We start from the raw sequence: 26,084 nt of genomic DNA, 5'->3' as shown, positions 1-26,084 counted from the left end.
ATGCGCGTCCTTCCCGTGGGGCCGCGCACGCTGCTGGTGGAACTGGCCGATCTGGACGAAACGCTGGCGCTGTTCGACGCCCTGCTGACCGATCCCGTGCCGGGCGTGGCCGAGATCATCCCCGCCGCCCGCACGCTGATGGTCCGCGTGGCCCCCGGCTTTGCCGCCGATGGCGCGCTGGCGGCGGCGATCCAGGCGCGCCAGCCCGCGCCGGGCACGGCCCGCGCGGAAGGCCCGGTCGAAACGGTCGAGATCCCCGTGACCTATGACGGCGCCGATCTGGACGACGTGGCGCGCCACATGGGTGTGAGCGTGGCCGAGGTGATCGCCGCCCATCAGGCCGCCACCTGGCAGGTGGCCTTCTGCGGCTTCGCGCCGGGTTTCGCCTATATGACGGGCGACGATCCGCGCTTCGACCTGCCGCGCCGCCCCGCCCCGCGCACGCGGATCCCGGCGGGTTCGGTGGCGCTTGCGGCGCGGTTCTGCGGCATCTATCCGCAGGACACGCCGGGCGGCTGGCAGTTGATCGGCACGACCAGGCTGCCGATGTGGGATCTGTCCCGCGATCCGCCCGCCCTGCTGCGCCCCGGCATCCGCGCCCGCTTTGTCGAGGGCGTGGCCGAGCTGCATCCCGCAGCCGCGATGCCCGAACCCCAGGGCCAGCCCGCGCTGACCGTGGTGCAGACCGCCTTTCCCCTCGTCTTTCAGGACGAAGGGCGGCCGGGACAGGGCGGACAGGGCGTTTCGGCATCCGGTGCGCTGGATTTGGGCGCGATGCGCCGGGCGAACCGCGCGGTCGGCAATCCGTCGGGTGCGCCGGTCTTGGAAATCACCCTCGGCCCCGTCCGGCTGCGGGCGGACCAGCCCGTGACGCTGGCCCTGACCGGCGCGGGCCAGGCCATGCTGAACGGGCAGGCCCTGCCCCTGGCCTTCGCGCTCGATGCGGGCGATGAGGTTCTGATCCCGCCTCCCGCCTCCGGGATGCGCAGCTATCTGGCGCTGCGCGGCGGCTTCGACGTGGCCCCGGTGCTGGGCTCCGCCGCGACCGACACCCTGGCCTTCGTCGGCCCCGATCCGCTGGCCGCCGGGGCGCGGCTTTCTGCGGCGAACCGCCCCGCCGCCGCCATCGCCGCGCCCGAGGATCAGCCGCCGCTGCCCAAACCCGGCGACGTCATCGAACTGCCCGTCACCCTCGGCCCCCGCACCGACTGGTTCACCCCCGAGATGATCGCGCATTTCCTGTCCCAGGACTGGCTGGTCACGCCGCAATCGTCCCGCGTCGGCATCCGCCTGGAGGGCGCCGCCGTCACCCGCGACGAGGCCCGCGAACTGCCGTCCGAAGGCACCGAGACCGGCGCCATCCAGATCCCCCATTCCGGCCAGCCGGTGCTGTTCCTGGCCGACCATCCGCTGACCGGCGGCTATCCGGTGATCGCCACGCTGCTGCCGTCTGCGCTGGATCTGGCGGGCCAGATCCCGCCCGGCGCGCGCATCCGATTCACCGCAGCCGCCCCCTTCCAGGACATCGAGGCAACGCCATGACCCTTTTCGCCCAAGGCCCGATCCTGCCCCTGAACCGCCTGCTGATCGCCAACCGGGGGGAAATCGCCGTCCGCATCATCCGCGCCTGCCGCGACGAGGGGATCGAGACGGTGGCCGTCTATGCCGATGCCGACCGCGACGCGCCCTTCGTGGGCATGGCCGACCGGGCCTTCGCGCTTGGCGGCGACAGCCCGGCGGACAGCTATCTGGACGGGGGCAAGATCATCGCCATCGCCCGGCGCGCGGGGGCCGACGCGATCCACCCCGGCTATGGCTTCCTGTCGGAAAACGCCGGTTTCGCCCAGGCCGTGCAGGATGCGGGTCTGATCTGGATCGGCCCGGACCCTGCCGTGATCACCGCCCTGGGCGACAAGATCGAGGCGCGGCGCATCGCGGAATCGGTCGGCGCGCCGCTGGTCGCGGGCACCCCCGGCCCGGTGGAAACCCCCGCCGATGCCCTGGCCTTCGCGCGCGAACATGGCCTGCCCATCGCCATCAAGGCGGCCTTCGGCGGCGGCGGGCGCGGCATGAAGGTCGCCTGGCGGCTGGAGGAGGTGGAGGAGCTGTTCGGGTCCGCCACGCGCGAGGCGCTGACCGCCTTCGGCCGCGGCGAATGCTTCATCGAACAGTTCCTGGACCGCCCCCGCCATATCGAGGCGCAGGTGCTGGCCGACCGCCACGGCACCGTCAAGGTGATCGGCACGCGGGACTGTTCCCTGCAACGCCGCAACCAGAAGCTGGTCGAGGAAGCCCCCGCGCCATACCTCTCTGACGAACAGAGAGCGCGCATCCATGACAGCGCCCGTGCGATCTGCGCCCATGCGGGCTACAGCGGCGCGGGGACGGTGGAATACCTGCTGTCCGCGAACGGCACGATCTCGTTCCTGGAGGTGAATACGCGGCTTCAGGTCGAGCATCCCGTGACCGAGGAGACCACCGGCATCGACCTGGTGCGCGGCATGATCGCGGTGGCGCGCGGCGCAAGGCTGGCCGATGACGGCGTGCCCGCCCCGCGCGGCCACAGCATCGAATTCCGCATCAATGCCGAGGATGTGGCGCGCGGCTTCCTGCCCACCCCCGGCCCGGTGGACCGCTTCGATCCGCCCTCGGGGCCGGGCATCCGGCTGGACAGCGGCGTGGTTGCCGGATCCGTGATCCCCGGCAGCTTCGATTCGATGATGGCCAAGCTGATCGTCACCGGGGCGACGCGCGCCGAGGCCATCGCCCGCGCCCGCCGCGCCCTGGCCGAGTTCCGCATCGAGGGCGTGGCAAGCGTCCTGCCCTTCCACCGCGCGGTGCTGGACGCGCCCGATTTCCGCGCCGAGGATGGCCGCTTCGCGGTCCATACCCGCTGGATCGAGACCGACTTCGCCGACACCCTGGCCGCCGCCGTGGCCCCCCACGCGCGGGTGACGCCCGCCCAGGCCCCGTCGCTGCTGCGCCTTGCCATCGAGATCGACGGCAGGCGGCACGAGCTGGGCCTGCCCGCCGGAATCATGACCGCCGCCCCCGGTGCGCCCGCGCCCGCCGCCGCGCCTGAGGCCGCGCCCGAGACCGACGACGCCATCGTGACCGCCCCGGTCCCCGGCACCCTGACCGCCTGGCAGGTCGAGGACGGCGCGGCGGTTGAGCCGGGCCAGGTGATCGCGGTGATGGAGGCGATGAAGATGGAGACCCGCGTCGAGGCGCATCGCGCGGGCCGCATCCGCCAGACCGCCCAGGCGGGCGAGGTGCTGGGCTTCGGCGCGCCGCTGGCCCGGATCGACGACTGAAGGCACAGGCGCGCGGCAAGCCCCGCGCGCCGGTCCAAATCCCTTACAGAACCCGCATGATCGCGCCGCGCAGTTGGTCCACCGCCAGCGCGGCGAAGGTCAGCGCGCAGATGCCCATCATGATGTTGACCAGCAGCCCGTTGCGCCATTCGGCGGGGGTGCGGGCGGTGTTCAGGATCCACAGCAGCGTGATCGCCATGAAGGGCATGAACAGCGCGCCCAGCACGCCATAGGCCAGGATCAGATAGACCGGCTGGCCCAGGAACAGCATCACCATCGGCGGAAAGGTCAGCCAGAAGATATAGAACTTGTAGTATCGCCCGCCCGACAGCCGGTCGGGATGGTCATGCGGCTTGCCCTGCACATGGCCGAAGAAATCCGCGAACATCAGGCTGACGCCGTTCCAGACGCCCACCAGCGACGACATCGACGCCGCCCAGAAGCCCACCAGGAACAGCTTGCCCATCCAGGAACCATAGCGGTCGGCCAGCACGCCCGCCAGATCGACCATGCCCTGATCGCCGCTGCCGATGGCGATCTGCGCGGAATACAGAAGCTCGGCCCCGACGATCAGGGTCGAGACGACGAAGATCCCCGTCACCAGATAGGCGATGCCGTTGTCCAGCCGCATCACCTTCATGAAGCGCGGCGTGGCCCAGCCCTTTTCGCGCAGCCAATAGCCATAGGCCGCCAGCGTGATCGTGCCGCCGACGCCGCCCGCCACCGACAGCACGTTGATCATCGCGCCTTCCGGGATCACGGGAACCAGGCCCGCCGCGATCTCGGCCAGGTTCGGCAGGGTCAGGATGGCGGCCAGCAGCATGGTGACGAACATCAGGATCACCATGGCGGTCAGCACCTTCTCGAACAGGTCGTAGCGGCCGGACCAGACCAGGGCCAGGCCCAGCAGGCCCGACACGATCCCCCAGACCGCCACGCTGCCGAAGGGCAGCAGGGAATACAGCGCCAGCCCCGTCCCCGCCATCGCGGCGGCGCCGTAGACAAAGCCCCAGATGACGATATAGGGGCCGAAATACCAATGGGTCCAGCGGCCCAGGCTGGACCAGCCCTCGAAGATGGTGTTGCCGGTGGCCAGGCTGTAACGGCCCGCGCCCTCGACCAGGATCACCTTCATGATGCAGCCCGCGACCACCGCCCACAGCAGCGCATAGCCGTATTTGCTGCCCGCGACGGTGGTGGCGATCAGATCCGCCGCGCCGACGCCGGTCGCCGCCACGACCAGTCCGGGGCCGACAAGGTTCCATTTCGGCTCGGCTTCAGGGGTGTCGGGGCGGTGTGTCATCTGTCTCTCCGTTGGATTGTTCCTCGGTTTGACGGCTGGAAGGATCGAAGGCAACCTCGCCCTGCCAAAAAATCGGCGCGCTGCCGGCCGTCCATATCGTGGAACATGGATTGCGGATCTTCCGCCTTGCACCCGGTCATCGCGGCAATTTTCTGTTGCGCGGTGGGCGGAAATGGCCCTATCCCTGTCTCGCAAAGGGCAAATCCGCGTCCACATGATAGACGCGGCAGCGGCGGGGAGGCCGTTTTGCCCGGACCAGGGGGACGACGGATGCACCATGCCGAGGCGCAGGACGCCGAACTGGCGCTTGGCGGGATCGAGGCGCTGAGCGAACCCAAGCGCGCCGAGGTCTGGATGCGCCCGGTCGAAATCGCCGCCGCCGGGCTGCTGGTGGTGATGATCGTCACGGTGCTGGCCAATGTCTTTTTCCGCTATGTCCTGCACAAGCCGCTGATCTGGGGGGACGAGGTCGCCTCGATCAGCTTCATCTGGATGGCGATGCTGGGCGCGGCCCTGGCGGTGGACCGGCACGAACACATGCGGCTGACGGTGTTCCTGCCGCTGCTGCCCGACCGGCTGGCCCGCGTGCTGGAGATCGCGGGCAGCGTGCTGGTCTGCGTCCTGCTGGTGCGGCTGTTCCCGGTCGCCGTCGAATACGCATACGAGGAATCCTTCGTCACCTCGCCCGCCTTGCAGATCCCGATGTCCTGGCGCGCATCGGCCCTGCCTGCGGGGATCGGGCTGATGGCGCTCTTGATGGTGCTGTCGGTCATTCGCACCCGCGAATGGGGGGTGATCGTCGGCACGCTGGTCCTGGCGGGGGCGATCGCCGCCGCGCTGTGGTTTTCCAAGCCCGCGGTCCTGTCCCTTGGCAACTGGAACCTGCCGCTGTTCCTGGGCCTGTTCGCGGGCGGGCTGCTGGCGGTCGGCGTGCCCATCGCCTTCTGCTTCGCGCTTGCGACGCTGGGATACCTGACCTTCGCCACCCATGCCCCGGTCTTCGTGATGATGGGCCGCATCGACGAGGGGATGTCGTCGCTGATCCTGCTGTCGGTGCCGGTCTTCGTGCTGCTGGGCTGCATCCTGGACGCGACCGGCATGGGCCGCGCCATCGTCGGCTTCCTCGCATCCCTGTTCGGCCATGTGAAGGCGGGGATGAGCTATGTGCTGCTGGGCTCGATGTTCCTCGTCTCGGGCATTTCCGGGTCGAAGGTGTCGGACATGGCGACCGTCGCCCCCGCGCTGTTTCCCGAAATGCGCCGCCGGGGCCATTCCGCGCCGGACATGACCGCGCTGCTGGCGACCGGGGCGGCGATGGCCGATACCGTGCCGCCGTCCATCGTGCTGATCGTGCTGGGATCGGTCGCGGGCGTGTCCATCGCCGGGCTGTTCACCAGCGGCTTCGCCATCGCCATGGTGCTGCTGGTCGTGCTGGCGGTCCTGGCCCGCTGGAAGGCGCGCGGCGAACGGATGGAGGGCGTGCGCCGCGCGCCCCTGTCCACGATCGGCAAGACCGCCCTGATCGCCGCGCCCGCCCTGGTGCTGCCCTTCATGATCCGCGGCCTGGTCGGCGGCGGCGTCGCCACCGCGACCGAGGTCAGCACCATCGCCACCCTCTATGCCTTCATCATCGGCGCAGTTCTGTATGGCGGCATCCCGCTGCGGCGCACCGGCACGATGCTGATCGAGACCGCCGCCATGTCGGGCGCGATCCTGCTGATCCTGGGGGCGGCATCGGCCATGGCCTGGGCGCTGACGCAATCGGGCTTCGCGCGCGACCTGATGGTGCTGGTCACCGGCCTGCCGGGCGGCTGGATCGTGTTCATGCTGGCCTCGATCCTGATCTTCCTGGTGCTGGGCTGCGTGCTGGAGGGGCTGCCCGCCATCGTGCTGCTGGCGCCGATCATGTTTCCCATCGCGCGCGGCCTGGGCATCCACGACATCCATTATGCCATGGTGATCGTCACGGCGATGAACATCGGCCTGATGGCCCCGCCCATCGGCATCGGCTTCTATATCGCCTGCAAGATCGCCAATGTGCCTGCCGAACAGGTCATGGCGAAGATCTGGCCCTATCTGGCCGCGCTGATGGTGGGGCTGCTGGCCATCGCCGCCGTGCCCTGGTTCTCGACCGCGCTGCTCTCAAACTGAACCTTCTGGGAGGGAGGAAACCCATGACCATCAACCGCCGCACCATCCTGCTGAGCGCCGCCGCAGGCGCGCTTGCCACGCCCTTCATCCGGGTCCGGCCGGCGATGGCCGCCGAATTCAGCTACAAGGTGGCCAACAACCAGCCGCTGGACCATCCCAGCAACATCCGCCTGGCCGAGGCGCAGAAGGCCATCCTGGAAGCCAGCGGCGGGCGGTTCGACCTGCAAATCTTCCCGTCGAACCAGTTGGGCGCCGATACCGACGTGCTGGGCCAGTTGCGCTCGGGCGGGGTGGAATTCTTCCAGTTGTCCCCGGTGATCCTGTCGACGCTGGTCCCCAACGCCTCGATCAACGGCGTGGGCTTCGCCTTCCCGGACTATGACACCGTGTGGAAGGCCATGGACGGCGAACTGGGCGCCTATGCGCGCGGCCAGATCGAGGGCGCGGGCCTTGTGGTGATGGAGAAGATCTGGGACAACGGCTTCCGGCAGATCACCTCGTCCACGAAACCGATCGCCGCGCCCGCCGACCTTGACGGCTTCAAGATCCGCGTGCCCGTCTCGCCCCTGTGGACATCGCTGTTCACCGCCTTCGGATCGGCCCCCGCCTCGATCAACTTCGCCGAGGTCTATACCGCCCTTCAGACCGGCATCGTCGACGGGCAGGAAAACCCCCTGGCGATCATGAAGACCGCCAAGCTGTGGGAGGTGCAGAAATACTGTTCCATGACCAACCATATGTGGGACGGCTTCTGGATGCTGGGCAACCGCCGCGCCTGGAACGCCCTGCCCGAGGATGTGCAGCAGATCGTCGCCGACAAGTTCAACGCCTCGGCCGTGAAGCAGCGCGAGGATATCGCCGCGATGAACGCCACGCTGAAGACCGACCTGGAGGGCCAGGGCTTCGTCTTCAACGACGTCGATCCCAAGGCCTTCGAGGAGAAGCTGCGCGAGGCGGGCTTCTATGCCGACTGGAAAAAAACCTATGGCGACGAGGGCTGGGCCATCCTGGAAGCCGCCATCGGACGGCAGCTTGCCTGATGCGCGACGAGGCCGCCCCGGCTGACACTGGCGGAACGCAGGCGGTGGCGCGTGCGCTGTCGCTGCTGTCGCTGGTCGGGCGGGGCGGCGCGCGGGGGCTGGGGCTGGCGCAGCTGGCGGCGGCCTCGGGGCTTGCGCGGCCCACGGCGCGGCGGCTGCTGCTGGCGCTTGGCGCGGCGCGGCTGGTCGAACAGGACCGCGCGACCCGGCGCTATCACCTGGGGGCGGAAACCTATCTGCTGGCGGGCTTTGCCGCCGAACGCCACGGCATCCTGCACCATGCCCGCGACGCGATGGTTCGGCTGGCGCGCGAGACCGGCGACACGGTGCTGCTGACCGTGTCGCAGGACGACCATACCCTGTGTCTGGACCGGATCGAGGGCGATTTCCCGGTCCGCACCCATGCGCTGATGCGCGGCGACCGCAAGCCCGCCGGCATCGGCGCGGGGGCCTTGGCGATCCTGGCCGCGCTTCCCGAGGCCGAAGCGGCGGCGTTGCTGGACCGCGTGGCGCCGCTGGTGGACGACCTGATGCCCGTGCTGGTCGAGGATCTGGCCCTCGCCCGCGAACGCGGCCACGCGCTCAACCCCGGACGGATCATCGCGGGATCCTGGGGCCTGGGCGTGGCGATCCCGTGGCCGGGCGGGCGCCCGGCAGGGGCGCTGTCCATCGCCGCCGTTGAGCACCGCATGACCCCGGCGCGGCAGGCCGATCTGGCCGCCGCGCTGCACCGCGAGGCCGGGCTGATCGCCCGACGCCTCGCCGATCTGGACACCGAAAGGACCATCCCATGAACGAACCCCTGATCGTCGGCTGGGCGCACAGCAAATTCGGCAAGTCTGACTCGCCCGACACCATGGCCCTGATGGCCGAGGTTGCGCTGCCCGCGCTGGACCACGCGGGCATCCCCGCCGATGCCGTGGACGGCATCTTCACCGGCGTTTATAACAACGGCTTCCAGCGCCAGGATTTCCAGGGCGCGCTTGTCGCCATGGGCAGCCCGGACCTGGCGGGCGTGCCCTTCATGCGCACCGAAAACGCCTGCGCCACCGGGTCGGCGGCGCTGTATGCGGCGGCGGATTTCATCGCCTCGGGACGCGGCAAGGTGGCGCTTGTGATCGGCGCGGAAAAAATGACCGCCATCCCCATCGCCGAGGTGGGCGGCGTGCTGCTGTCGGCGAGCTTCGTGGCCGAGGAAGGCGACACGCCCGGCGGCTTCGCGGGCGTGTTCGGGCGGATCACCGACGCTTATTTCCAGCAGAACGGCGACCGGTCCGAGGAACTGGCGATGATCGCCGCCAAGAACCACGACAACGGCAGCCGCAACCCCTATGCCCATATGCAGAAGGCCTTCGATCTGGCCTTCTGCAACACGCCCTCGGACAAGAACCCGCTGGTCGCGGGGCCGCTGCGGCGCACGGATTGTTCGCTGGTGTCGGACGGCGCGGCGGCGATCGTGCTGGCCGCGCCCGAGGTGGCCGAGGGGCTGACCCGCGCCATCCGCTTCCGCGCGCGCCAGCAGGCGGGCGACATGCTGGCCCTGTCGCGCCGCGATCCGACCGAATTCGCGGGCGCGCATCGGGTCTGGCGGCAGGCCTTGGACCAGGCGGGGCTGGCGATCACCGACCTGTCGCTGGTCGAGACCCATGACTGCTTCACCACCGCCGAGATGATCGAATACGAGGCGATGGGCCTTGCCCCGCGCGGGCAGGGCTGGCGGGTGATCCGCGAAGGCACCACGCGCATGGACGGCGCGCTGCCCGTCAACCCCTCGGGCGGGCTGAAGTCGCGCGGCCATCCCATCGGCGCGACCGGCGTGTCGCAGCATGTCATGGCGGCGATGCAGTTGACCGGCGAGGCCGGGGGGATGCAGGTGCCGGGCGCGGAACTGGCCGGGGTCTTCAACATGGGCGGCACGGCGGTCGCCAACTATTGTTCCATCCTGGAGCGCGCGCGATGACCGACCCGGCGGGCGGGCTGGTCCCGGTGTCCACCCGCGTGATGAACCTTGCGGGTTTCCTGGCCCAGGCCGCCCGGCGCGACCCGGACGGCATCGCCCTGGTGATGGGCGATGCCCGCTGGACCTGGGCCGAGTGGAACGCCCGCGCCGATGCCCTGGCCCAGGCCTTGCAGACCCGGTTCGGGCTGCAAAAGGGCGACCGGGTGATGTGCCAGTCGCAGAACTGCATGGAGATGATGCAGGCGATGTTCGCCACCTGGCGCGCAGGCGGCGTCTGGGTGCCCGCCAACTTCCGCCAGACGCCGGAGGAAGTGGCCTATCTGGCCGAAACCTCGGGCGCGACGCTGATGTTCTGCAACGCCGGCTTTCCCGACCATGCGGCGGCCTGCGGGGTGACCATGCTGGCCTTCGGACAGGCGGATTTCGGCCCTGACGTGACCGCGATCACCGCCGACCACATGGGGGAACGCCCGCGGGTGGCCCCCGTGGACCGCGACGATCCCTGCTGGTTCTTCTTCACATCCGGCACCACCGGGCGGCCCAAGGCATCGGTCCTGACCCACGGCCAGATGGCCTTCGTGGTCACGAACCATCTGGCCGACCTGATGCCGGGGCTGACGGGGGCGGATGCCTCGCTGGTCGTCGCGCCCCTGTCGCATGGCGCAGGGGTGCATCAGCTGACCCAGGTGGCGCGCGGGGTGAAGACCGTGCTGCTGCCGACCGAACGGTTCGATCCGGCGCAGGTCTGGGATCTGGTGCGGGACTGGCGCGTGTCGACCATGTTCACCGTGCCGACGATCCTGAAGCTGCTGGTCGAACATCCCTCGACCGCCGATGCCGACACGTCGTCCTTGCGCTATGTGATCTATGCCGGCGCGCCGATGTATCGGGTGGACCAGCAAAGGGCGCTGAACAGGCTGGGCCCGGTGCTGGTGCAATATTTCGGCTTGGGCGAGGTGACCGGCAACATCACCGTCCTGCCCGCCCATCTGCATCAGGCCGAGGACGGCCCCGCCGCCCGCATCGGCACCTGCGGCCATGCCCGCACCGGCATCGAGATCCAGATCCAGGACGATCAGGGCCGCGAGGTCGCGCCCGGCGAGACAGGCGAGATCTGCTGCATCGGCCCCGCCGTCTTCGCGGGCTATTACCGCAACCCCGAGGCGAACGCGACATCCTTCCGCGACGGCTGGTTCCGCACCGGCGATCTGGGGCATATGGACGACCAGGGCTTCGTCTATATCACCGGGCGGCAGTCGGACATGTTCATATCCGGCGGCTCGAACGTCTATCCGCGAGAGATCGAGGAGAAGATCCTCACCCACCCCGCCATCAGCGAGGTCGCGGTGCTGGGCGTGCCCGACCCGCTGTGGGGGGAAATCGGCTGGGCGGTCTGCGTGGCGAACGCCCCGGTGGCCGAGGACGATCTGGCCGCCTTCCTTGAGGGCAAGCTGTCGCGCTACAAGATGCCGAAACGCTTCCTGTTCTGGGACGCGCTGCCGAAATCGGCCTATGGCAAGATCACCAAGAAGATGATTCGCGACGAGATCGAGGCGCGGGGCCTGCTGGACAAGGCCCCGGCATGAGGATGATCCATCCCGGCCCCCGCGCGGCGGATCGCGCGGTGGCCGTGCGCGCATCCCTGCGGCCCCTGTCGGGGGTGCTGGCGGCGGGGCGGACGGTAATGCAGGCGGTGGGCGATCTGTTCGCGCAAGCGGGCTGCAAGGGGGGCGTGGTCTGGCTGGACGGGGCGGTCTGCGACCCGCTGCGCTTCGTGCTGCCCGCGCCTTCGACCGACGGGATCCATGCGGCGTGGTATTCCGACACCCATGCGCCGGACGGGCCGGTGACCATCGACCGCGCCACGGCGACGGTCGGCTGGAAGGACGGCGCGCCGTTCCTGCATTGCCACGGCACCTGGGGCGGGACGATGGGCCATCTGCTGCCCTTCGATTCGGTGCTGGCGGCGGATGCCCCCGTCACCGGCCTCGGCGCCCCCGATGCCTGGTTCGAGGCCCTGCCCGATGCCGAGACCGCCTTCACCCTGTTCACCCCCCAGGGCGGCGGCTCGGGCCCCGGCCTGCTGACGCGGATCCGTCCGGGCGAGGATGTGATCACCGCCATCGAAACCCTGGCCGCCCGGCACGGCATCCGCGATGCCCGCCTGCACGGCGTCGGCAGCATCGACCATATCCGCTTCTCGGACGGCACCCGCATGGACTGCCACGCCACCGAATTGCGGCTGGACGGGGCGACCCTGACCCAAGGCCGCGCCCATGTCCCGATCGAGGTCGTGGATATCGGGGGCACCATCATGCGCGGCAGGCTGGAACGGGGCGCGAACCCGGTCGGCGTGACGCTGGAACTGATCATCGAAAGGACAGAGACATGACGCAGGACGCAAAGGTTGCCATCGTCACCGGGGGTTGCCGGGGCATCGGCCTGGCCGCGACCGAGATTTTCCTGGAACAGGGCTGGCGGGTGGCCGTCGTGGACCGCGATGCCGAGGAACTGCACGCGGCCTGCGACCTCATCGAAAACGTCCTGCCGGTCGAGGCCGACATCTCGGACCCGCAAAGCGTCGACGGCGTGATCCGCACGGTCGTCGCCCGCTTCGGCCGGATCGATGCCCTGGTCAACAACGCGGGTGTCGCACTGTTCTCCCGCGCGGACCAGACCAGCTTCGAGCAATGGCGAGAGGTGATGGCGACCAATCTGGACGGCGTGTTCCTGTGCACCAAGGCCGCGATCCCGGAACTGGCGAAGACGCGGGGCGCCATCGTCAACATCGCCTCGATTTCCGGGCTGCGGGCGTCCACGCTGCGGGTGGCCTATGGCACGTCCAAGGCCGCCGTGATCCATCTGACCAAGCAATTCGCGGCCGAACTGGGCGAACAGGGCATCCGCGTCAATTGCGTGGCCCCCGGCCCGGTCCGCACCAAGCTGGCGATGGCCGTCCACGCGCCGGAAATCATCGCCGCCTACTACGACGCCATCCCGCTGAACCGCTATGGCGAGGCACGAGAGATCGCCGAGGCCATCGTCTTCCTGTGTTCCGACAAGGCCAGCTTCGTCAGCGGCCAGACCCTGGCCGTGGATGGCGGATTCGATGCCACGGGGGTCGGCCTGCCCGCCCTGCGGCGCGAGGGCGGGACGTGGCCTTGATGATGTGGGACAAAGGCCCCGTGACGCAGACGATCGCCCGTCGCCTGCAAGAAACCTGCGCGACGTGTTCCAGACGCGTATCCTGATCGAATCCGAACTGTGCCATCTGGCCGCCACCGCCACGACCCCCGTCGTGCTGGACGGCTTGCAGGCCGCCGCCCGCGCTTTCGAGGACGGCTGGCAGTCCGGCGATCTGGTCGCCCATGTCGAGGCCGACTTGGCCTTTCACCTGGACATCGTCACGGCCTGCCCGAACCAGATGCTGGCGGGCCTGTATCGCGCGGTCCAGCAGCTGCTGACCGAAACGCAGCGCCAGCCCATCCCGAACACCAACCCCGACCGGATGCGGCGATCCATTGGGGATGCGCACCCATCTCCAGAACACTGCCGGGTCGGCGGGGGTGACGCTTTGACGCTGGCCCTGGTTCATACGGCATAATGGCTTGGCCAACCGCCTGAGTCCTTTATAGAACGGATCAGAAGATCAAGGTAACGGGCGGCCTGCGAGCGTGATGAATGGATGCTGATACGGCAGCGGAAACCGGGGCCGTCGGCAAATCCGGCCTGTCGGTTCTGTCACGTGAGGGATGCGTGGCCCTGTCGGGCGAGCTGGTCGTCTGGACGCTGGCCAGGCTGCCGGCGACGTCCGGGGGCACGCGGATCGACCTTGCGGGGGTGACAAGGATGGACACCGCCGGGGCCTGGGAGCTGCTGCAACGACGCGCGGCAGGCTGCGTCCTGACCGGCCTGGGGGATCGTCACGCCCGCCTGCTGCAAGCCGTGGGCGACGCCTTGCCCGCAGGACAGCCCGAACCCGAACGCGGCGCGCCTTGGCGGCTGATGCTGGAGGCAACGGGGCGCAGGATGGTCCGCGCGCTTGCGTATCTGGGCGAGCTGGCGGAATATCTGGGGCGCACCCTGGCCGCCCTGGGGCGGGCCTTGCGCCATCCGGCGCAATTCCCGCTGACCTCGCTGACGCATCACTGCCAGGAAACCGGGCTGCGGGCGGTGCCGATCGTTGCCGTCATGTCGTTTCTGGTCGGGGTTGTCCTGGGGTTCCAGGGCGCGGACCAGTTGCGCCAGTTCGGGGCCGAGGTTTTCGTGGTCGATCTGATCGCCATTTCGATCCTGCGGGAACTGGGGATCCTTCTGACCGCGATCATCGTGGCGGGGCGGACCGCCTCGGCGCTGACGGCATCGCTGGGGTCGATGAAGATGCGTCAGGAAATCGACGCGATGCGGACCCTTGCCCTGGACCCCGACCTGATGCTGGTCCTGCCGCGCGTCCTAGCCTTGGTCCTGACGCTGCCGATCCTGGGGCTGGTGTCGGCGCTGTCGGGGCTTTTGGGGGGCGCCGCGATGACCTGGATCGAACTGGGGCAATCCCCCGCGGTGTTCCTGGCGCGGCTGTCGGATGTCGGTGTCGCCCACGCGGTCTTGGGGCTGGTCAAGGCGCCGGTCTTTGCGCTGATCATCGGCGTGATCGGATGCCATGCCGGGATGCAGGTCGGCAACGACGCGGAATCACTGGGCCGGATGACCTCGGCGGCGGTGGTCAGCGCGATCTTCGCCGTCATCATCGCGGATGCGGCCTTTTCGGTGTTCTTCGCGCAGGTGGGGCTGTGACCGGCCAGCCCGTCATCCGCGTCCGCGGCCTGCGCACGCAGTTCGGCCCGCATCTGGTGCATGAGGGCCTGGATCTGGACCTGTTCCGGGGCGAGATTCTGGGCGTTGTCGGCGCCTCGGGGACGGGCAAGTCGGTGCTGCTGCGGGCCATCGTGGGACTGGAGGTTCCGCAGGCCGGCACCATCGAGGTGTTTGGAAAGCGGCTGGACAGGCTGCCCGCGCCCGAACGCCGCGCGGTTGAACAACGCTGGGGCGTGATGTTCCAGGACGGCGCGCTGTTTTCCTCGCTGACGGTGCGGGAAAACGTGCAGGTTCCGCTGCGTGCGGTCCCGGACCTGACCCAGGCGCAGCGGCGCGGGCTGGCCGAGCTCAAGGTGTCCATGGCGGGGCTGCCGTGGAGGGCCAACGACAACCTGCCGTCGGAATTGTCGGGCGGGATGCGCAAGCGGGCCGGGCTGGCGCGCGCCCTTGCCCTGGACCCCGAGATCGTCTTCCTGGACGAACCGACGGCCGGGCTGGATCCGATCGGGGCGGCCGCCTTCGACCGGCTGATCGTGACGCTGCGCGACGCGCTGAACCTGTCGGTCTTTCTTGTCACCCACGACCTGGACACGCTGCACGCCTGCTGCGACCGGGTGGCGGTCCTGGCCGAACGCAGGGTTCTGGCCAGCGGGACAATGGCTGATATGCTGACGGTGGACCACCCTTGGGTGCATGAATACTTCAACGGACCACGGGCCCGCGCGGCGTCCGGCGGCTATCCGGACCGGGACTGAGCGATGGAAACGAAGGCCAACTATACCCTGATCGGCGCGTTCACCGTCCTGGGGTTCCTGGGCATCCTGGGTTTCGTCCTGTGGTTCGCGCAGGTGGAGCTGAACCGCCGCTTCGCCTATTACGATGTCTATTTTCCCAACGTCTCGGGCCTTGGCCTTTCGTCGGACGTGCTGTTCGCCGGACTTCCGGTCGGCCGCGTCTCGGAAATGCAGCTGGCACCGGACAATCCCATGCCGGTCCGCGTCCGGCTGGAGGTGAGAGAGGACACCCCCATCCGCAGCGACAGCCTCGCCGCGCTTGAGGTGCAGGGCGTCACGGGGGTTTCCCTGGTGGCGGTGTCCGCAGGCTCTCCCACTGCGCCGCTGCTGGCCGCCGGGGGCGGGCCGGATGTGCCGGTGATCGCCTCCAGCCGGTCGGCCTTGCAGACGCTCAGCGACGAGGGGCCGCAGATCATCGACCGCCTGAACCTGGTGGCCGAGAACCTGTCCAAGCTGCTGGGCGAGGAAAACCAGGCGCGCGTCGCGGCCATCCTGGCCAATGTCGAACAGTCCAGCGGCAACCTGGATCAGGCCCTCGGCGACGTGGCGGCCGCGACATCGGCCATTTCGGACGGCGCCGCGGCGGTCGCATCCTTTGGCGATCAGGTGGACGGCCTGGGCCAGGACGCGGGCGCGGCCCTGGAACGCCTGAGCAATGCCGCAGCCAAGGCCGAAGCCACCTTCGAGACGGCGACAGCGACCCTGCAACGGATCGACGGCTTCGTCGCGGACGACCTGTCGCCCCTGGCGCGCCGGATGGAAAGCACCGCCGACAACCTGGACAGCGCGCTTGCCTCGGGCAGCCGGGCCTTCGATGCGGTGGGGGCGGTGGCCGACGGCGATCTGCCCCAGGTGGCGGGCAGCCTGCGCGCGACCCTGGCCGCGATCGACGATGCCCTGGCAAGCCTGCCGGACGACCTGCCGCGGATCAGCGCCAGCCTGCGCGAGGCGTCGGGGAACGCGGCATCCGCCTTTCGGTCGCTGGACGAGGTTCTGGACGACGCCCGCGCGCCGGTGCGCGCCTTCGCGCAGGACACCCTTCCGCAGATATCGCGCCTGGCGCAGGACATGCGCGCGCTGATGGCCAACGCGAACCAACTGGTTTCCGCGCTGCGCCGCAACCCGGCCCAGCTTCTGACCCACCCCCCCGTCCCCGAATTCCGCCGATGAGGTTTCCGATGCGCCTGTCCGCAGCCCTTCTTGCCCTTGGCCTTCTGTCAGGATGCGGCGCCTTGTCCGCCCTGCAAGGCGAACCGGAACGGGACGTGTTCGAACTGCGCCCCCCCGCTGCCTTGACGGGCTGCGGGCGCGCCAGCATCGGCGACCTGATCATCGAGCCGCCCAAGGCCCGCAGCACCCTGGACAGCAACCGGATCATGATCCGCCCCTCGGCCCTGCAAACGCAATACCTGCCCGATGCGCAATGGGGCGAGACCGTGCCGGAAACGGTGCAGCGCCTGCTGGTGCAAAGCTTTGGCGCCACGGGCAGCTTCGGCTATGTCGGCCGCAGCCCCTTGGGCCTTTCCGGGGATTACGCCCTGATCAGCGAGATCGAGGATTTCAACGCGGAACTGGCCCCGGACGGGACCGTCGTCCGGCTGACCGTCGGCGCGCAGATGGTCAGCGAACTGGAGGCTGAGATCGTATCGCGCGGCCGCTTTGCCGCGATCGTTCCGGCGGCCAGCACCCGCACCGCCGACCTGATCCCCGCATTCGACGCCGCGGCGCGCCAGTTGGTCGCGCAGATGACGCAATGGGGGTTGCGCGCGGCGGATGTCGATCCGGCCCGGTGCCGTTGAGCGATGACCCGCCGGTTCGCGGACCCGCTTGACCCTGATCAAGGCAGGCTGGCGGCAGTCGTCGCATGCCGAGGCGGGATAGCGGAGCAACCGGATGTCGCGGGTCTTGGGCAGTCGTCGCAGGGTGCTTGCAGCATTGGTCATCGTCGGCCTGGCGGGGCTGGTCGCGGCGGCGGGGCTGCGCCCGCAGGCCGTGACGCTTGCACGGGTCGAACGCGGCAAGGCCGCCGAAATCGTCGATGCCACCGGCCCTGATCGAGGCGGATCACCTGATCCGCACCCTGCCGTCGGTGGTTCCGGTGACGCTGGTGCGCGACGTTAAGCTGCGGGTCGGGGCAGGTGAATTCGTGGCCCTGACGGGGCCTTCGCGGGCCTGGTGTTCGCGATCCTGCAATCCCTGTCACGGACTGAAGGCAAGACGGTCATCGCCGTCACCCACGATCCGACGCTTGCCGCCTTGACGAACCGGCAGCTTGAGCTTGTCGATGGCGCGCTGACCACCCCGGCCTGCGCGGTGTTTCGAAACCCTGACGCGGGGCCAGCCCCTAACTGCTGGTGCCGATCTGATGGCCGGGGCGGCAGGCGATGCGGACGGTGGTGATGGGGTGATCCTCGTTCCAGGTGGACCGGTGCAGCACCAGCAGCGCCTGACCGACCCGGGTCTGCAACATCCGGGCATCGCGCGCATCGGCATTGGCCGCCGAAAAGGTCACGTCGGCGCGGGAATAGGGGGCGTTGCGGACCAGCCATTCGTTCGCGTTGGCATGGCGGAAATCCACGCTGTCCATTCCGTGCACGGCCTGGGGGTTGATCCAGCGGTCCTCATACTGGAACGGGACTCCGTCGCCATAATGGACCGCGCGCAGATGGATCATCCGCGTGTCGGTCCTGACGCCAAGGCGGCGGGCAACGGCTTCGGGCAAGGGGCTGCGGCGCAGGGCGATGATGCGGTGGCTATAGGCCATGCCCGCGCTTTCGATCTGTTCGCGCACGATGGGGATCGTCAGGACCGCCTTGCGGACCGGGTCCACGGCAACGCGGGTGCCCGCGCGGCGGCGGCGGTCCAGCAGGCCCTCGTCGGCCAGCACCTGCAATGCCTTGTTCACGGTGGCCCGCGCGGCGCCGAATTCGACGGCCAGGTCGGCCTCGTCCGGGATGCGGTCGCCCTGACGCCATTCGCGGTCGATGATCCGGCGCCGCACCTCGGACGCGATCAGTTGCGCCTTGGGCAGGCCGGGGGCCGTGGTCTTGATGTTCACATCCGCTCCTGCAAGCTGGTGATGCAGGCCAGATAGTCGGCGGCGATCCGGTCGCGGTCCTGATGCCTGCCGTCCCGGACCACATGGCGCCCGGCGGCCCAGACATCGCGGATCAGCCCGTCGCCCCCCGCGAAGATCAGGCTGTCCAGCAACTGGTCGCCCTGGCGCCCCGCCATGACCGGCGTGTCGAGGGCCAGGGCGCACAGGTCGGCCCACAAGCCATGGCGGATCGCGCCCGTGTCGCGGCCCGCCGCCGTGGCCCCGCCGTCAAGCCCGGCATCGTAAAGCACCCGGCCCGTGGACCGCGCGGGTTCAGCGAGGATCGCGCGGGCGGTGTCGCGCAGACGCTGGCTGTATTCCAGGCCGCGCAGTTCCTCGGCCAGCGAAATGCGGATATTGCTGTCGGACCCGAACCCCATTCGTCCGCCTGCATTCCGCCAGATCGTGCCGTTGAAGATGCCGTCGCCCAGGCTGGCCTCGGTAATGGGACACAGGCCCGCCACGGCCCCGGTCGCGGCAAGACGGCGGGTCTCATCCGGGGTCATGTGGGTCAGGTGGATCAGCGTCCAGCGGCGGTCCGGGTTGCAGTTGTCCAGCAGCCATTCGACCGGGCGCAGGCCACGGGCGGCCTGGACCTCCTCGATTTCGGGGATCTGTTCGGCCAGATGCATGTGCAGCGGGCGCCCCGGTCGCAGGGTCGCGCACAGGCGCAGCGCGTCGGGGCTGACGGCGCGCAGCGAATGGGGCGCCACGCCGATCTCCGCATCGGCCGGCAGGTGGCGAAGCGCGCCTTCGGCCGCGTCCAGCAACCGGACGAACAGGTCGGGATCGGTGCCAAAGCGCGCCTGGCCCGGACCCAGCGGGCGGCCGTCGCAGCCGCCGAACTGGTAATGCACCGGCAGCAACGTCAGCCCGATCCCGGTCCGGGCGGCGGCCGCGGCGATGCGCTCGGACATTTCCGCAAGGTCGGCATAGGGGACGCCTCCCGGCTGGTGGTGCAGGTAATGGAATTCGACATTGGTGGCGTAACCGGCCTCCAGCATCTCCATCTGCACAAGGGCGGCAATGGATTCGACGTCATCGGGCGTCAGATGGTCCAGAAAGCGAAACATGATCTGCCGCCAGGTCCAGAAGGTGTCGCGCGGATGCGGGCCGCGCGATTCGGACAGGCCCGCCATGGCCCGCTGGAAGGCATGGGAATGCAGGTTCGCCATCGCCGGCAGCAGCAGGCCGACCCGCTGGCCTTCAGGATCCGCACCCGCCCGGACCTGCATGATCCGCCCGTCGGGACCGATCTCGACCCGGACATGTTCCGCCCATCCTTCGGGCAGCAAGGCCCGTTCCGCCCATAGAATCGTCATCTCGCCCCTGCCTGGGTCATTTTCGTTTGACGCAAAATAAGTTTAGACATAGACAGAATATATGTTTAAACATAGAAACAGCAAGCGCAAATGAGGGTGATGGTCAGATGCAGATCCTCAGCAATGTCAGACTGGCCGGCATTGCCCCCGAATCGGGTCAATCCGCCCTGTCCGACCCCTCCGTCATCGTGACCGAGGGCGAACGGATCGCCTGGATCGGCGGCACCGCCGACCTGCCGGACGAATACGCAAACGCGCCCCGCCGCGATCTGGGCGGCCGGGTCGTCACCCCCGGCCTGATCGACTGCCACACCCATGTGGTCTTTGGCGGCGACCGCGCCCGCGAATTCGAGATGCGGCTGGAGGGTGCCAGCTATGAAGACATCGCCCGCGCCGGCGGCGGCATCCTGTCCAGCGTCCGCGCCACTCGCGCGGCGACCCCGGATCAGTTGCTGGCATCCGCGCTGCCCCGCGTCGATGCCCTGCTGGCCGAGGGTTTGACCACCCTGGAAATCAAGTCCGGCTATGGGCTGAACATCGAAACCGAACTGAAGATGCTGCGCGTCGCCCGCCGGATCGGCCAGGTTCGCCGCGTGACGGTGCGCACGACCTGGCTGGCGGCCCATGCCCTGCCCCCCGAATACGCGGATGACAGCGCGGGCTATCTGCGAGATGTAGTCATTGCCGGGATGGACCGCGCCCATGCCGAAGGGCTGATCGACGCGGTGGACGGTTTCTGCGAAGGAATCGCCTTTTCCCCGGACGAGATGGGCCGGGTTTTCGTCCACGCCGCGTCCCTGGGCCTGCCGGTCAAGCTGCACGCGGAACAGCTGTCGGACCTGGGCGGGGCGGCCTTGGCGGCGCGGCATGGGGCGATCTCGGCCGATCATCTGGAATATCTGAGCGACGACGGCATCGCGGCGATGGCCCAGGCGGGCACCGTGGCCGTCCTGCTGCCCGGCGCCTTCTATACGCTGCGCGAAACGAAGCTGCCGCCGATCCAGGCGCTGCGGGATGCGGGCGTGCCTATCGCCCTGGCCACCGATTGCAACCCCGGCACCTCGCCCCTGACATCGCTGCTGCTGGTGATGAGCATGGGCGCGACGCTGTTTCGCATGACGCCGTCGGAATGCCTGGCGGGCGTCACCCTGAATGCCGCCCGCGCCCTTGGCCTGTCCGACCGGGGCGCCATCGCGCCGGGCCTGCGCGCCGATCTGGCGGTCTGGGACATCGCCCATCCGGCCGAACTGTCCTATCGCATCGGCTTCAACCCCCTTCATGCCCGCATCGTCGGAGGCGAATTTGTCTGAACTGATCCTGACCCCCGGGGAAACCACGCTTGCGCAACTGGAACAGGTCTGGCGGCAGGGGGTGGCCGTGCGGCTGTCGGGCAGCGCGCGGGACGGCATCGCCGCCTCCGCCGCCCGCATCGCCCGCGCGGCGGAAGGGGAAGAGCCAGTCTATGGCGTCAACACCGGCTTCGGCAAGCTGGCCTCGATCAAGATCGCCGCCACTGACACCGCGACCCTGCAACGCAACCTGATCCTGTCCCATTGCTGCGGCGTGGGCGAACCGGTCGAGCCGGAAACCGTGCGGCTGATCCTGGTCCTGAAGCTGTTGTCCCTGGGCCGGGGCGCATCCGGCGTCCGACCCGAGGTGATCTCGCTGCTGGAAGACATGCTGGCGCGGGGCGTCCTGCCGGTCGTCCCGGCGCAAGGGTCGGTCGGAGCCTCGGGCGACCTGGCGCCGCTGGCGCATATGGCCGCCGTCATGTTGGGCGAGGGCCGGGCAGTCTGGCAGGGCCGCGACATGCCGGGGGCCGAGGCATTGCGGGCCGCGGGCCTTCGCCCCCTGGTCCTGGCCGCCAAGGAAGGACTGGCGCTGATCAACGGCACGCAGGTCTCGACCGCCTTCGCACTTGCCGGGCTGTTCGAGGCCTTCGCCTCGGCCCGCGCGGCCCTGGTGACCTCGGCCCTGTCCACCGACGCCATCATGGGATCGACCGCGCCCTTCCTGGAGGAAATCCACACCCTGCGCGGCCATCACGGCCAGATCGTTGCGGCCCGCGCGATCCGGGCGCTGATGGAGGACAGCGCGATCCGCGAAAGCCACCGCCAAGGGGACGCCCGCGTGCAGGATCCCTATTGCATCCGCTGCCAGCCGCAAGTCACCGGCGCCTGCATCGACCTGTTGTGGCAGACCGCCCGCACGCTGGAGATCGAATCGAACGCCGCGACCGACAACCCGCTGGTCCTGGTGGGCGCCGACCGCATCGTCTCGGGCGGGAACTTCCATGCGGAACCCGTGGCCTTCGCCGCCGACCAGATCGCCCTGGCCATCGCCGAAATGGGCGCCATCGCGCAGCGGCGCATCGCGCTGATGGTGGATCCGGCGCTGTCCCACGACCTGCCGCCGTTCCTGACGCCGGATCCGGGGCTGAATAGCGGGCTGATGATCGCCGAAGTCACCAGTGCCGCCCTGATGAGCGAGAACAAGCATCTGGCGACGCCGTGCAGCACGGATTCGACGCCCACCAGCGCCAACCAGGAAGACCACGTCAGCATGGCCGCTCATGGCGCGCGGCGGCTGAAGCGGATGAACGCCAACCTGTCGCAGATCCTGGGGATCGAGGCGATCTGCGCCACGGCCGGGGTCGAGTTCCGGGCGCCCTTGGCGACATCCGCCCCGCTGCAAGCGGTGATCGCCACCCTGCGCAAAACCGTCCCGCCGCTGGAGCAGGACCGCTACCTGGCCCCCGACCTGGTCGAGGCCGCGCGCCTTGTCCGCGAGGGTGTGCTGACCCGCGCGGTCCCCGCCGACCTGCTGGCCGAGGTCCGGCCATGACCCCGGTCGAGGTCAGCGAAGGCGACAGCCCCGTCATCCTGGGCCTGCCGCATACGGGAACATGGCTGCCCGACGACATCCGCGCTGCGCTGAACGCGCGTGGCCGGGATCTGGCGGATACCGACTGGCATATCCACCGCCTCTACGCCGGGTTGCTGCCCGGCGCGACAACCGTGCGGGCGACATTCCACCGCTATGTCGTCGATGCCAATCGCGGGCCGGACAATGCCAGCCTTTATCCCGGCCAGAACACCACCGGCCTTGTGCCCCTGACCGATTTCGACGGCGCGCCGATCTGGACCGACGAGCCTGACGCCAGCGACATCGCTGATCGCACCCAACGCTTCCACGCCCCCTATCACGCCGCCCTGTCCGCGCAGATCGACCGGGTTCGCGCCCGGCACGGGGTGGCGATCCTCTACGACTGCCACTCGATCCGCAGTCATATCCCGTTCCTGTTCGACGGCACCCTGCCCGATTTCAACATCGGCACTGCCGACGGCACCAGTTGCGACCCGCGCATCCAGGCGGCAAGCGAAACCCTCTGCCGCGCCACCGGACGGACGATGGCGGTCAACGGCCGCTTCAAGGGCGGCTGGACCACCCGCCATTACGGCCGCCCGCGGGACGGGGTCCATGCCATCCAGATGGAGCTGGCGCAATCCACCCATCTTGCCGCCGAGGCCCCGCCTTTTGCACTGGACGATGCCAAAACCGCCGCCTTGCGGCCGGTCTTGGCCGGCATCCTGCGAACCCTGGCCGATCTGGCCCCCGATCTGAAAGGTTGACCATGACCAACCCCCGCCACAACATCCGCGACATCTATCCCGCCACCGGCACCCAGATCAGCGCGAAAAGCTGGCTGACCGAGGCGCCCTTGCGGATGCTGATGAACAACCTCCATCCCGACGTGGCGGAAAACCCGCACGAGCTGGTGGTCTATGGCGGCATCGGCCGCGCCGCCCGCACCTGGGAGGATTTCGACCGGATCGTTGCCAGCCTGCGGGAACTTGAGGATGACCAGACCCTGCTGGTCCAGTCGGGCAAGCCGGTGGGCGTGTTCCGCACCCACAAGGACGCGCCGCGCGTGCTGATCGCCAATTCCAACCTGGTGCCGCATTGGGCGACCTGGGATCATTTCAACGAATTGGACCGCAAGGGACTGGCGATGTATGGCCAGATGACCGCCGGGTCGTGGATCTATATCGGCACGCAAGGGATCGTCCAGGGCACCTATGAGACCTTTGCCGAGGCCGGACGCCAGCATTACGGCGGCGATCTTCGCGGCAAATGGATCCTGACCGCAGGCCTGGGCGGCATGGGCGGCGCGCAGCCCCTGGCCGCCGTGATGGCCGGGGCCTGCTGCCTTGCCGTCGAATGCGACGAGACGCGGGCCGATTTCCGCATCCGCACCCGCTATTGCGACGAAAAGGCCCATACGCTGGACGAGGCGCTTGCGCTGATCGACCAGTGGACCAAGGCCGGCGAGGCAAAATCCGTGGCCCTGATCGGCAACGCCGCCGAGGTGTTCCCGGACCTGGTGGCGCGCATGAAGGCGGGCGGGCCGCGCCCCGACATCGTCACCGACCAGACCAGTGCCCATGACCCGATCCATGGATACCTGCCGCTGGGCTGGTCCGTTTCCGAATGGCGCGCCCGGCAGGAAACGGACCCCAAGGCCGTCGAACAGGCCGCCCGCGCCAGCATGAAGACCCATGTCGCGGCCATGGTGGATTTCTGGAACGCCGGCGTGCCGGTGCTGGATTACGGCAACAACATCCGCCAGGTGGCGTTGGAGGAAGGGCTGGAAAACGCCTTCGCCTTTCCCGGCTTCGTGCCCGCCTATATCCGCCCGCTGTTCTGCCGGGGCATCGGCCCGTTCCGCTGGGCCGCGCTGTCGGGCGACCCCGAGGACATCTACAGGACCGATGCCAGGATGAAGGAACTGTTCCCCGACAATGCGCATCTTCACAACTGGCTGGACATGGCCCGCGACCGCATCGCCTTCCAGGGCCTGCCCGCCCGGATCATGTGGATCGGCCTGGGCGACCGCCACCGCGCAGGCCTTGCCATCAACGAGATGGTGCGGAACGGCGAGTTGAAGGCCCCGGTCGTGATCGGCCGCGACCACCTGGATTCGGGCAGCGTCGCCAGCCCCAACCGGGAAACCGAGGCGATGAAGGACGGGTCGGACGCCGTGTCGGACTGGCCGCTGCTGAACGCGCTGCTGAACACGGCGTCCGGCGCGACCTGGGTCAGCCTGCATCACGGCGGGGGCGTCGGCATGGGATTTTCGCAGCATTCAGGCATGGTGATCTGCTGCGACGGGACCGAGGACGCCGACCGCCGCATCGAACGGGTCTTGTGGAACGACCCGGCCACGGGCGTGATGCGCCACGCCGACGCCGGTTACGACATCGCGGTTGACTGCGCGCGCGAACACGGGCTGAACCTGCCTGCGATCCTGTGACAAGAGGCGCCGCAGGACCGGATTGCGGCGCCCCGGAAAAACAACAACAACAACAAGAACCCACAACCAAGAACCTGCAACAAGGAGTGAACCCATGACCATCCACACCACCATCCGCGCCGCGCTTCTGGGCCTCGCCACGCTGGGCTTCGGCACCGTCGCGGCGGCGGACCAGTTGGCCGACATCAAGGCGGCGGGCAAGATCGTCACCGCGACCGACATGCATTACGCCCCCTTCGACATGGTGAACAACGGCACCTACGAGGGCGTGACCAAGGATCTGTTCGACGAGGTTGCCAAGGAACTGGGCGTCGAACCCGTCTACCAGGACATTCCCTGGACCGCCGAACTGCCCGGCCTCGAGGTCGGCAAGTTCGACATCGTGATCGCCCCCGTCACCATCACCCCCGAACGGCTGGAGCGTTATACCTTTACCCTGCCCATCGCCGACGCCACCGTGTCGCTGGTCAAGGCGGCGGGCAATGACGACATGACCAAACCCGAGGACATCAAGGGCAAGACCGTGGGTGTCCAGCAGGGCACCGCGCAGTTCAAGCAGCTTGAGTCCTTCGGCGAGACGCTGGGCGACGTGACGATCAAGGAATACGGCACCACCGACGAAGCCTATGCGGATCTGGCGACCGGGCGGCTGGACGCGGTGGCGGGATCGCTGCCGAACCTGACCTATCTGGTCAAGTCGCGGCCCGAAACCTTCGCGTTGTTCGAACCGGCGCAGTTCGGCGAACCCAAATACTTCGCCTGGGTGCTGCGCAAGGACGAAAACAGCGCGACGCTGGCGCAGGCCATCAACGACGCCATGCTGAAGATGGCCGATGACGGCCGCCTCAAGGCGATCTATGAAAAATGGCTGGGCATCTATTCCGAACTGCCGCGCGAAGTGCCGATCAACTGACCCTGTTGCGCGGGCGGGGCAGTCCCGCCCGCCGCGTTCTTCGACCCTTCCGCGAACCCATCCA

The 26,084-nt window shown here is 68.8% G+C and carries 22 protein-coding genes; 19 read left to right on the top strand and 3 right to left on the bottom strand.

Going from position 1 to position 26,084, the window contains the following annotated elements; all coding sequences use genetic code 11:
- Together PXD02_RS00845 and PXD02_RS00840 are read left to right on the top strand one after the other, a co-directional pair.
- Positions 1–1,542, top strand: a complete 1,542-nt coding sequence (locus tag PXD02_RS00845) for a 5-oxoprolinase subunit B/C family protein (RefSeq protein WP_275105103.1) — start codon at positions 1–3, stop codon at positions 1,540–1,542.
- Complete coding sequence (locus PXD02_RS00840; RefSeq protein WP_275105102.1) at positions 1,539–3,314, top strand: acetyl/propionyl/methylcrotonyl-CoA carboxylase subunit alpha; 1,776 nt, start codon at positions 1,539–1,541, stop codon at positions 3,312–3,314. Before PXD02_RS00845 ends, PXD02_RS00840 begins: the two co-directional genes overlap by 4 nt.
- A gap of 43 nt (positions 3,315–3,357) precedes the next feature.
- Here PXD02_RS00840 and PXD02_RS00835 read toward each other — a convergent pair whose 3' ends face one another.
- On the bottom strand, positions 3,358–4,617 hold the full coding sequence (locus PXD02_RS00835) for an Nramp family divalent metal transporter (RefSeq protein ID WP_275105101.1): 1,260 nt from the start codon (positions 4,615–4,617) through the stop codon (positions 3,358–3,360).
- Positions 4,618–4,887: 270 nt separating this feature from the next.
- On the opposite strand from PXD02_RS00835, the gene PXD02_RS00830 reads away from it, so the two are divergent.
- The 12 genes from PXD02_RS00830 (at position 4,888) to PXD02_RS00775 (ending at position 17,173) form a co-directional block, all read left to right on the top strand.
- Positions 4,888–6,768 (top strand): TRAP transporter large permease, encoded by a 1,881-nt coding sequence (locus tag PXD02_RS00830; protein ID WP_275105100.1) that lies wholly within the window; start codon positions 4,888–4,890, stop codon positions 6,766–6,768.
- 23 nt (positions 6,769–6,791) lie between these two features.
- Positions 6,792–7,808 (top strand): TRAP transporter substrate-binding protein, encoded by a 1,017-nt coding sequence (locus PXD02_RS00825; protein ID WP_275105099.1) that lies wholly within the window; start codon positions 6,792–6,794, stop codon positions 7,806–7,808.
- Positions 7,808–8,602, top strand: coding sequence for an IclR family transcriptional regulator (locus PXD02_RS00820; protein WP_275105098.1), 795 nt, complete (start codon positions 7,808–7,810; stop codon positions 8,600–8,602). Before PXD02_RS00825 ends, PXD02_RS00820 begins: the two co-directional genes overlap by 1 nt.
- Complete coding sequence (locus PXD02_RS00815; protein WP_275105097.1) at positions 8,599–9,768, top strand: acetyl-CoA acetyltransferase; 1,170 nt, start codon at positions 8,599–8,601, stop codon at positions 9,766–9,768. The genes PXD02_RS00820 and PXD02_RS00815 overlap by 4 nt, the downstream gene beginning before the upstream one ends.
- Positions 9,765–11,354 (top strand): acyl-CoA synthetase, encoded by a 1,590-nt coding sequence (locus PXD02_RS00810; protein ID WP_275105096.1) that lies wholly within the window; start codon positions 9,765–9,767, stop codon positions 11,352–11,354. The genes PXD02_RS00815 and PXD02_RS00810 overlap by 4 nt, the downstream gene beginning before the upstream one ends.
- Entirely contained in the window at positions 11,351–12,160 is an 810-nt protein-coding gene (locus tag PXD02_RS00805; RefSeq protein ID WP_275105095.1) for a PCC domain-containing protein, read from the top strand. Before PXD02_RS00810 ends, PXD02_RS00805 begins: the two co-directional genes overlap by 4 nt.
- The gene (locus tag PXD02_RS00800) at positions 12,157–12,933 is read left to right on the top strand and encodes an SDR family NAD(P)-dependent oxidoreductase (protein ID WP_275105094.1); all 777 of its coding nucleotides are present in this window, start codon (positions 12,157–12,159) and stop codon (positions 12,931–12,933) included. Before PXD02_RS00805 ends, PXD02_RS00800 begins: the two co-directional genes overlap by 4 nt.
- A gap of 64 nt (positions 12,934–12,997) precedes the next feature.
- Positions 12,998–13,372 (top strand): FadR/GntR family transcriptional regulator, encoded by a 375-nt coding sequence (locus PXD02_RS00795; RefSeq protein ID WP_275105093.1) that lies wholly within the window; start codon positions 12,998–13,000, stop codon positions 13,370–13,372.
- A gap of 77 nt (positions 13,373–13,449) precedes the next feature.
- On the top strand, positions 13,450–14,559 hold the full coding sequence (locus tag PXD02_RS00790; RefSeq protein WP_275105092.1) for an MlaE family ABC transporter permease: 1,110 nt from the start codon (positions 13,450–13,452) through the stop codon (positions 14,557–14,559).
- A complete protein-coding gene (locus tag PXD02_RS00785; protein ID WP_275105091.1) occupies positions 14,556–15,335 on the top strand; it encodes an ABC transporter ATP-binding protein in 780 nt (259 codons plus the stop codon). Before PXD02_RS00790 ends, PXD02_RS00785 begins: the two co-directional genes overlap by 4 nt.
- Positions 15,336–15,338: 3 nt before the next feature.
- The gene (locus PXD02_RS00780; RefSeq protein ID WP_275105090.1) at positions 15,339–16,544 is read left to right on the top strand and encodes an MlaD family protein; all 1,206 of its coding nucleotides are present in this window, start codon (positions 15,339–15,341) and stop codon (positions 16,542–16,544) included.
- Between the two features lie 62 nt (positions 16,545–16,606).
- Positions 16,607–17,173: an ABC-type transport auxiliary lipoprotein family protein gene (locus PXD02_RS00775; RefSeq protein ID WP_275105089.1), complete on the top strand. Its 567-nt coding sequence runs from the start codon at positions 16,607–16,609 to the stop codon at positions 17,171–17,173.
- A gap of 545 nt (positions 17,174–17,718) precedes the next feature.
- Here the strand turns inward: PXD02_RS00775 and PXD02_RS00770 are convergent.
- Complete coding sequence (locus PXD02_RS00770) at positions 17,719–18,432, bottom strand: GntR family transcriptional regulator (protein WP_275105088.1); 714 nt, start codon at positions 18,430–18,432, stop codon at positions 17,719–17,721.
- On the bottom strand, positions 18,429–19,793 hold the full coding sequence (locus tag PXD02_RS00765) for a formimidoylglutamate deiminase (protein WP_275105087.1): 1,365 nt from the start codon (positions 19,791–19,793) through the stop codon (positions 18,429–18,431). Before PXD02_RS00765 ends, PXD02_RS00770 begins: the two co-directional genes overlap by 4 nt.
- 107 nt (positions 19,794–19,900) lie before the next feature.
- On the opposite strand from PXD02_RS00765, the gene hutI reads away from it, so the two are divergent.
- From hutI to PXD02_RS00740, 5 genes are all read left to right on the top strand, one after another.
- Positions 19,901–21,103: an imidazolonepropionase gene (hutI, locus tag PXD02_RS00760; RefSeq protein ID WP_275105086.1), complete on the top strand. Its 1,203-nt coding sequence runs from the start codon at positions 19,901–19,903 to the stop codon at positions 21,101–21,103.
- Complete coding sequence (hutH, locus tag PXD02_RS00755; protein WP_275105085.1) at positions 21,096–22,637, top strand: histidine ammonia-lyase; 1,542 nt, start codon at positions 21,096–21,098, stop codon at positions 22,635–22,637. The genes hutI and hutH overlap by 8 nt, the downstream gene beginning before the upstream one ends.
- Positions 22,634–23,425 (top strand): N-formylglutamate deformylase, encoded by a 792-nt coding sequence (gene hutG, locus PXD02_RS00750; RefSeq protein ID WP_275105084.1) that lies wholly within the window; start codon positions 22,634–22,636, stop codon positions 23,423–23,425. The genes hutH and hutG overlap by 4 nt, the downstream gene beginning before the upstream one ends.
- Positions 23,426–23,427: 2 nt before the next feature.
- Complete coding sequence (hutU, locus tag PXD02_RS00745; RefSeq protein ID WP_275105083.1) at positions 23,428–25,107, top strand: urocanate hydratase; 1,680 nt, start codon at positions 23,428–23,430, stop codon at positions 25,105–25,107.
- A gap of 94 nt (positions 25,108–25,201) precedes the next feature.
- On the top strand, positions 25,202–26,020 hold the full coding sequence (locus PXD02_RS00740; protein ID WP_275105082.1) for a transporter substrate-binding domain-containing protein: 819 nt from the start codon (positions 25,202–25,204) through the stop codon (positions 26,018–26,020).
- The last annotated feature ends 64 nt before the right edge of the window (positions 26,021–26,084 follow it).

Source organism: Paracoccus sp. S3-43, from assembly GCF_029027965.1.
GTDB lineage: Bacteria > Pseudomonadota > Alphaproteobacteria > Rhodobacterales > Rhodobacteraceae > Paracoccus.
The sequence above is the reverse complement of the archived record's forward strand: the minus strand, read 5'-3'. Positions and strand labels throughout refer to the sequence as shown.

Coding starts and splice junctions, on each gene's coding strand:
- PXD02_RS00845 (WP_275105103.1), top strand. CDS start 1: ATGCGCGTCCTTCCCGTGGGGCCGCGCACGCTGCTGGTGGAACTGGCC.
- PXD02_RS00840 (WP_275105102.1), top strand. CDS start 1,539: ATGACCCTTTTCGCCCAAGGCCCGATCCTGCCCCTGAACCGCCTGCTG.
- PXD02_RS00835 (WP_275105101.1), bottom strand. CDS start 4,617: ATGACACACCGCCCCGACACCCCTGAAGCCGAGCCGAAATGGAACCTT.
- PXD02_RS00830 (WP_275105100.1), top strand. CDS start 4,888: ATGCACCATGCCGAGGCGCAGGACGCCGAACTGGCGCTTGGCGGGATC.
- PXD02_RS00825 (WP_275105099.1), top strand. CDS start 6,792: ATGACCATCAACCGCCGCACCATCCTGCTGAGCGCCGCCGCAGGCGCG.
- PXD02_RS00820 (WP_275105098.1), top strand. CDS start 7,808: ATGCGCGACGAGGCCGCCCCGGCTGACACTGGCGGAACGCAGGCGGTG.
- PXD02_RS00815 (WP_275105097.1), top strand. CDS start 8,599: ATGAACGAACCCCTGATCGTCGGCTGGGCGCACAGCAAATTCGGCAAG.
- PXD02_RS00810 (WP_275105096.1), top strand. CDS start 9,765: ATGACCGACCCGGCGGGCGGGCTGGTCCCGGTGTCCACCCGCGTGATG.
- PXD02_RS00805 (WP_275105095.1), top strand. CDS start 11,351: ATGAGGATGATCCATCCCGGCCCCCGCGCGGCGGATCGCGCGGTGGCC.
- PXD02_RS00800 (WP_275105094.1), top strand. CDS start 12,157: ATGACGCAGGACGCAAAGGTTGCCATCGTCACCGGGGGTTGCCGGGGC.
- PXD02_RS00790 (WP_275105092.1), top strand. CDS start 13,450: ATGGATGCTGATACGGCAGCGGAAACCGGGGCCGTCGGCAAATCCGGC.
- PXD02_RS00780 (WP_275105090.1), top strand. CDS start 15,339: ATGGAAACGAAGGCCAACTATACCCTGATCGGCGCGTTCACCGTCCTG.
- PXD02_RS00765 (WP_275105087.1), bottom strand. CDS start 19,793: ATGACGATTCTATGGGCGGAACGGGCCTTGCTGCCCGAAGGATGGGCG.
- hutI (WP_275105086.1), top strand. CDS start 19,901: ATGCAGATCCTCAGCAATGTCAGACTGGCCGGCATTGCCCCCGAATCG.
- hutG (WP_275105084.1), top strand. CDS start 22,634: ATGACCCCGGTCGAGGTCAGCGAAGGCGACAGCCCCGTCATCCTGGGC.
- hutU (WP_275105083.1), top strand. CDS start 23,428: ATGACCAACCCCCGCCACAACATCCGCGACATCTATCCCGCCACCGGC.
- PXD02_RS00740 (WP_275105082.1), top strand. CDS start 25,202: ATGACCATCCACACCACCATCCGCGCCGCGCTTCTGGGCCTCGCCACG.